Source organism: Aquabacterium sp. (genome assembly GCF_004297345.1).
In the GTDB taxonomy this organism is placed as follows: domain Bacteria; phylum Pseudomonadota; class Gammaproteobacteria; order Burkholderiales; family Burkholderiaceae_C; genus Aquabacterium.
This window is the reverse complement of record NZ_SCTN01000584.1, coordinates 1-3,838: the sequence shown is the minus strand read 5'-3', so window position 1 is coordinate 3,838 and position 3,838 is coordinate 1. Positions and strand designations below refer to the sequence as shown.

The following is a 3,838-nucleotide window of genomic DNA, read 5'->3' as shown; positions in this document are numbered from 1 at the left end:
GGATCGTAGTCGCCGGGAACAGTGAATTGGAGTTTGTATTCGATGCTCATGGAGTAGCGGAAGTGTCTTCTTGCGACGCCTAACGTTTGAGCTAACCGGCCCGCAGCAGCAGGGCAGCCTGCCCGTGCGGCGCAGAATAAGGCACGGCGCCGCGCGGGCAGGCTGGCCTGCTGTTGCGGGTCCGGTTGAGCGAAGGGTTAGGCCCCACTTGCCATGTGCAGACGCTCCGCAGTTTCTTCGGTGACCTTGAAGCCGTGCCTTGCATACAATGCTTGCGCTCGATTGTTCACTCTGAGCACTCGAAGTGTGACAGGCTTGCCCTGAACTCTTGCATCTTCTTGAACGGTTTGAAGCACCGTTGAGCCGATGCCCTGACCTCTGTACGCTGCCAAAAGGTAGAGCTTCACCAGCCATACGTGAGATGGAAAATTCTCAACTACAAACAACCCAGCTACTTCGCCTTCGACCAGGATGATCCTGCACGTCTCGGGCGTGAAGTTCGCTCGATGCTTCTGAAGTTGTTCTTCCTCGTCCCACTTGCCCCAGGTCTGTTCCACGTAGCCGCGCATCGCGTCTTCGGTGATGGCATAGGTGAGCGCCAGATCGTCTGGAGTTGCAGCACGCGTGCGCACGAAGGGCATTTTGTGTGGGGCCTAACGTTGGAGCTAAGCGGCACGCAGCGGCGTGGCGCGCATGGCCCAGAATGAAATGAAGGCCATGCGTGACATGCCGTTGCGTGTCCGCTTGAGCGACGGGTTAGGCGGCGCCACGGTACGACCGGGGCGGATGGGTGACAGATTTCTCTGGGCGGATGGGTGACACATAAAGGGACGATTGGTCTCCACAAGGAGAGACCCGATGCCCTGGAAAGATGTCAACGCCATGGAACAGAGAATTCAGTTCATCACGGACTGGCTGAGGAAGGCGCACACGGTCGTGGACCTGTGTGCACTGTACGGGATCAGCCGCAAGAGCGGCTACAAGTGGATCGAGCGGTACCTCAAGGAGGGCCCGGACTGGGTGCTGGATCGCAGCCATTCGGCCAGGGTGATTGCCAACAAGACGCCCCTGGAGGTGGAGCAGGTGCTGATGCAGATGCGAGCGCTGCACCCGACCTGGGGTGCGCGCAAGCTGCTGCACCAGGTGGGGCTGCAGCAGCCAGCACTGAGGCTGCCGCACGAGTCCACGGTGTGCGACATGCTCAGGCGCAACGGGCTGATCACGGCCAAGCCCAGGCGGCGGGCCATCGGACATCCTGGGCGGCCCAGCAGCGTGGTGAGTTGCCCCAACGACAGCTGGAGCGCGGACTTCAAAGGCCAGTTCCGGCTGGGCGACGCGAGCTACAGCTACCCACTGACGGTGACCGACAACTACAGCCGCTACTTGCTGGCGTGCAAGGGCCTGACGGGGACGCTGCTGGAGCCCACCAAGGCGGTCTTCGTCAGGCTGTTCAACGAGCACGGACTACCTCGGCGGATCAAGACCGACAACGGTTGTCCGTTCGCGGCGGCCACGCTGGGCAGGCTCAGCCAGCTGTCGGTGTGGTGGCTGCGGCTGGGGATTCTTCCCGAGCTCAGCGAGCCCGGCAAGCCGCAGCAAAACGGTCGCCACGAGCGGATGCACAGGACCCTGAAGGCCGAGGCCACCAAGCCGCCCGGAGCGAACGCTGCAGCGCAGCAAAGGAAGTTCAACGTCTTCCGCCAGGAGTACAACGAAGTACGGCCGCACGAGGCGTTGGAGATGAGCACGCCGGCGCAGGTGTACCAGAGCTCACCGCGGCCAATGCCCAGCCGGCTGCCGGAGATGGTCTACCCCGACCGCTTTGAGGTGCGCTACGTCAGCGCCAACGGCGGGATCCGGTGGCGCAAGCAGTGGGTCAACGTCAGCAGCGCCCTGGTCGGGCAGCACGTGGGCTTGGAGGTGGTGGACGACGGCTTGCTGAACGTGTACTTCGGGGTCATGAAGCTTGGGCGGCTGCACGAGCGGCACATGAGAATCGAAGATCACATGGGACGCTTCAGGCGCTGCGCGTGAAGCCGAGCACGCCGCCGCAAGCAAGCGGGGTAATGCAATGAATACATTGCACAACCGGGGCCGGCGCGCGTCAAGGTAGTTGTCGCCTCATTCATGCAGCCAGCGGCTGCCTATCGTCTGCTGTCGAGTGCGCCGTGATGACCGAGTCGCGTTCGGGATTGAGGGTGACCGGGCCGGTCGGTGTCCAGTCGCGTGTCGCGCCTGACCAGCGCGCTGGGTTGCGCTCACGGGCCTTGAGGTACAGCGCGTGGCGAGCTGCGAGGATGGCGTGATCCTGGCCGCAATGGCGCTGCCCAGGGGTGACGTAGCGGATGCCGCTGTGACGGTGCGCATCGTTGTACCAGCGCACGAACTCAGCTGCCCAGGTCCGAGCGGCGTCGAGGTCGGCGAACCCCTTGGCCGGGAACTCGGGGCGGTACTTGGCGGTGCGGAACAGCGACTCGGCGTAGGCGTTGTCATCGCTCACGCGAGGCCGCGAGTACGACGGCTTGACGCCCAGCCAGTACAGCATCGCCAGCACCGTGGTGGCCTTGAGCGTGGAGCCGTTGTCGCCGTGCAGCACGGGTTTGCTCAGCATCGTGGCGATGCCTTCGGCCAGCGCCGTGCGGCGCACCAGGTGTGCCGCATGCACGCTGTCGTCCGTGGCGTGCACTTCCCAGCCCACGATCTTGCGGCTGTACAGGTCCAGGATCAGGTACAGGTGGAACCACATGCCGATCACCGTGGCCGGCAGGTAGGTCATGTCCCAGCACCACACCTGTCGCGGCGCGGTGGCCACGTGGGTGGTCGGCGCTCGCACGGCACGGGGCTCCTTGGCGCGACCGCGGTGCGCTGCCTGCCCCTCATCGCGCAGCACGCGGCTGAAGGTGGACTCGCTGGCCAGGTACACGCCGCCGTCGGCCAGCATGGGCACGATGCGCGCTGGTGGCACCGCTGCGAAGCGCGGCTCGTTGGCCACGCGGACGAGCTCGGCGCGCTCGGCACTGCTCAGGGCATGGCTGGGCCGCAGGCGCACCGCCTGCGGCCTGCCATCGCCCGCTGTGAGGCCTTCGTGGGCCTTCCAGCGCTGCAGGGTGCGCAGGTCGATGCCGGCGACCTCGCAGGCCAGGTGCAGCCGTGCGCCAGCGGCATGTGCAACGCCGATGTCTTGGGACAGGTGTTGGCGATCCTCGAGGCCGATCATTCGTCCTCTCCCTTGTTGAAGATCGCCTGCACTTTTTTTGACAGCACCAGCAGCGCCGCCGTCTCGGCCAGCGCGCGGTCCTTGCGCAGCAACTCGCGCTCGAGTTCCTTGATGCGCTTGCGATCGTGCCGCGTGGCCTGCGGGCTGGCCCGCAGTTCCTCGGGCGCGGCCAGCGCGGTCGTGGCGCTCGCACGCCACTTGGCCAGTTCCTCGGGGTACGCGCCGTGCGAGCGACACCATGCGCTCTTGTCGGCCTCGTTCATCGCCGCCGTGGTGACCACCGCCTCAAGCCGGCCGGCCGCGGTCCAGGCCCGCCCTCGGGCGGGCCTGGACCGCGCATCCTCTCGCCAGCGCTCCAAGGTGTCCGTCCCGATCCCGATGTCTCGCGCAACCACGTCGATCGCTGCGCTCTCCGGCGGCAGCAACCGCGCCACCGCTCTGTCCTTGAATGTCTGTCCGTATCGAGCCAAGTCCGTCCTTCATCGCCGCCCCCTGGGTTCGTCTATGGAGGCGACAACTATTCTGACGCGGGGGGAACGCCTCGTGCGGCCGTACTTCGTTGTACTCCTGGCGGAAGACGTTGAACTTCCTTTGCTGCGCTGCAGCGTTCGCTCCGGGCGG

The 3,838-nt window shown here is 65.3% G+C and carries 3 protein-coding genes and 1 pseudogene; 1 reads left to right on the top strand and 3 read right to left on the bottom strand.

Going from position 1 to position 3,838, the window contains the following annotated elements; all coding sequences use genetic code 11:
* Positions 1-197: 197 nt before the first annotated feature.
* Entirely contained in the window at positions 198-641 is a 444-nt protein-coding gene (locus EPO09_RS21735) for a GNAT family N-acetyltransferase (protein WP_290646623.1), read from the bottom strand.
* Between the two features lie 24 nt (positions 642-665).
* Positions 666-824 carry a hypothetical protein gene (locus tag EPO09_RS21730; protein WP_290646621.1) on the bottom strand — a complete coding sequence of 53 codons (159 nt, stop codon included), beginning with the start codon at positions 822-824 and terminating at the stop codon, positions 666-668.
* Between the two features lie 34 nt (positions 825-858).
* Here EPO09_RS21730 and EPO09_RS21725 point away from each other — a divergent pair, with 34 nt between their 5' ends.
* Positions 859-2,034: an integrase core domain-containing protein gene (locus EPO09_RS21725; RefSeq protein WP_290646620.1), complete on the top strand. Its 1,176-nt coding sequence runs from the start codon at positions 859-861 to the stop codon at positions 2,032-2,034.
* A gap of 91 nt (positions 2,035-2,125) precedes the next feature.
* Here EPO09_RS21725 and EPO09_RS21720 read toward each other — a convergent pair.
* Positions 2,126-3,687 (bottom strand): annotated as a pseudogene (locus tag EPO09_RS21720) (IS3 family transposase).
* Positions 3,688-3,838: the final 151 nt, after the last annotated feature.